The sequence below is a fragment of the Cellulomonas septica genome, from assembly GCF_012396155.1.
Taxonomy (GTDB): Bacteria; Actinomycetota; Actinomycetes; order Actinomycetales; family Cellulomonadaceae; genus Cellulomonas; species Cellulomonas septica.
Map to the genome: position 1 here is coordinate 1 of NZ_JAAXOY010000613.1, position 2162 is coordinate 2162.

General features: G+C 76.0%; 2 protein-coding genes. Both read left to right on the forward strand.

What is annotated here, in order from left to right; all coding sequences use genetic code 11:
• Positions 1 to 42 precede the first annotated feature (42 nt).
• On the forward strand, positions 43 to 1233 hold the full coding sequence (gene dusB, locus HGA02_RS17265) for a tRNA dihydrouridine synthase DusB (RefSeq protein ID WP_168680430.1): 1191 nt from the start codon (positions 43 to 45) through the stop codon (positions 1231 to 1233).
• A 92-nt stretch (positions 1234 to 1325) separates the two neighbouring features.
• Positions 1326 to 2162 (forward strand): DUF4350 domain-containing protein (locus tag HGA02_RS17270; RefSeq protein WP_168680432.1); only part of this gene is annotated, 837 nt, incomplete at its 3' end.

Sequence of the window (2162 nt, forward strand, 5' to 3'; positions counted from 1 at the left end):
CGTCGACCGCGGGTCCCGGGCCGCCGGTGCGACAATGGCCGCATGACCACGACGACACCCGCGGCTCCCGCGCGCCCCGGCGCCGGCGCGGTGCTGCCGCCGCTGCGCATCGGGCCGATCACCGTCGACACCCCCGTCGTGCTCGCCCCGATGGCCGGCGTGACCAACGCCGCGTTCCGGCGGCTGTGCCGCGAGTCCGGCGCAGGCCTCTACGTCGCCGAGATGGTGACGAGCCGCGCGCTGGTCGAGCGCAGCCCCGAGTCGTTCCGGATCATCTCGTTCGAGCCCGACGAGGTGCCGCGGTCCGTGCAGGTCTACGGCGTCGACCCCGCGACGGTCGCCGCGGCGGTCCGCATGCTCGTCGAGGAGGACCTCGCCGACCACGTCGACCTCAACTTCGGCTGCCCGGTCCCCAAGGTGACGCGGCGCGGCGGGGGAGCGGTGCTGCCCTGGAAGCGGGACCTGTTCTCGGCGATCGTGCACGCGGCCGTCGACGCCGCGCGCCCCGCGGGCGTGCCCGTCACGGTGAAGATGCGCAAGGGCATCGACGAGGACCACCTCACGTACGTCGAGGCGGGCCTCACCGCGCAGGACGCGGGCGTCGCCGCCGTCTCGCTGCACGGCCGCACGGCCGCCGACTACTACTCGGGCACGGCCGACTGGGACGCGATCGCGACGCTCAAGGCGGCCGTCACCGACATCCCGGTGCTGGGCAACGGCGACATCTGGTCCGCCGAGGACGCGCTCGCGATGGTCGCGCACACCGGCTGCGACGGGGTCGTCGTCGGGCGCGGCTGCCAGGGGCGGCCGTGGCTGTTCGCGGACCTCGCGGCGGCGTTCGCGGGCTCCGACGAGCGCATCCGGCCGGGTCTCGGGGAGGTCGCGCACGTCGTGCGGCGGCACGCCGAGCTGATGGTCGAGCACTTCGGCGACGAGGGCAAGGCGCTGCGCGAGATGCGCAAGCACATGGCGTGGTACTTCAAGGGCTACGTCGTCGGTGGCGAGGCGCGTGCCGGGCTCGGGCTGGTGACGTCGATGGCCGACCTCGACGACAAGCTCGCCGCGCTCGACCTCGACCAGCCGTACCCCGGCGAGGCCGCCGAGGGGCAGCGCGGGCGCGCTGGGTCGCCGAAGCGCCCGATCCTCCCGTACGGCTGGCTCGACTCGCGCGAGCTGTCGGAGGACTTCCGCCGCGACCTGCACGAGGCCGAGCTCAGCGTCTCGGGCGGCTGACCGCTCCCGGAGCCTCCCGGCTCGTCGGGGCGGCTCGTCGGGCGCGCGAATCGGCGTGACGCCCCGACGCGCACCGGAGCACCCTGGGACGCATGGCTCCCTGGACCGTGCACCGGGCGACGGCGCCCGCGACACCCGACGACGCCGCGACGTGGGCCGTGGCCGGAGCGTGCCGTGCGCACGCGGCCACGCACCGCGCCCTGTTCGGTCACGCGGACGCCGCCTGGCAGGTGGCCGAGGTCGGGGCGCTCCTGCAGGACCGGCCGTACGAGCGGTCGACGCTGCTCGTGGTCACCGCGGACGGGACGCCGCCCGCGGTGGACGCGGTCGTCGGGACGGAGGCCGACCTCGTGGTCGTCGACTCGCCGTGGCTGCTCGAGGCCGCGACCGACGCCGTCTCGGGCGACGCCGGCTACTGGCCCGACGGCGACCTGACCGCCGCGTGCGACGACCCCGACGCGACCGCGGCCGGCACGATCACCGCTGCCCCCGGCCTGCAGGCGCTGGGCGACGACGCGGTCGTGTGCTTCCCGGCGGCCGACGACCCGACCGTCGGCGCGTACGCCGTGGTCGACGGCGAGCGGCGCGTCACCGCGCTCTCGGACGGGCGCATCCTCACGAACGCGCACCTCGCCGACGAGGGCAACGCCGCGCTCGTCCTGCGCACGCTCGGACGGCACGAGCGGCTCGTCTGGTACCTGCCGTCGGCCTTCGAGACCATGAGCGAGGCGAGCGGCCCCGGCACGGGCGACATCCTGCCGCCGTGGGTCCCCGTGCTCGGCCTCCAGCTGCTCCTCGTGGTGCTCGTCGCGGCGGTCTGGCGCGGACGGCGGCTCGGTCGCGTCGTGCCCGAGCCGCTGCCCGTGGTCGTCCCCGCCGCGGAGACCACGCGCGGGCGCGGGCGCCTCTACCGCAGGTCGCGCTCGTAC

Excerpts from the sequence above, each read along its gene's own strand:
- dusB (WP_168680430.1), top strand. The coding sequence starts at position 43 with ATGACCACGACGACACCCGCGGCTCCCGCGCGCCCCGGCGCCGGCGCG.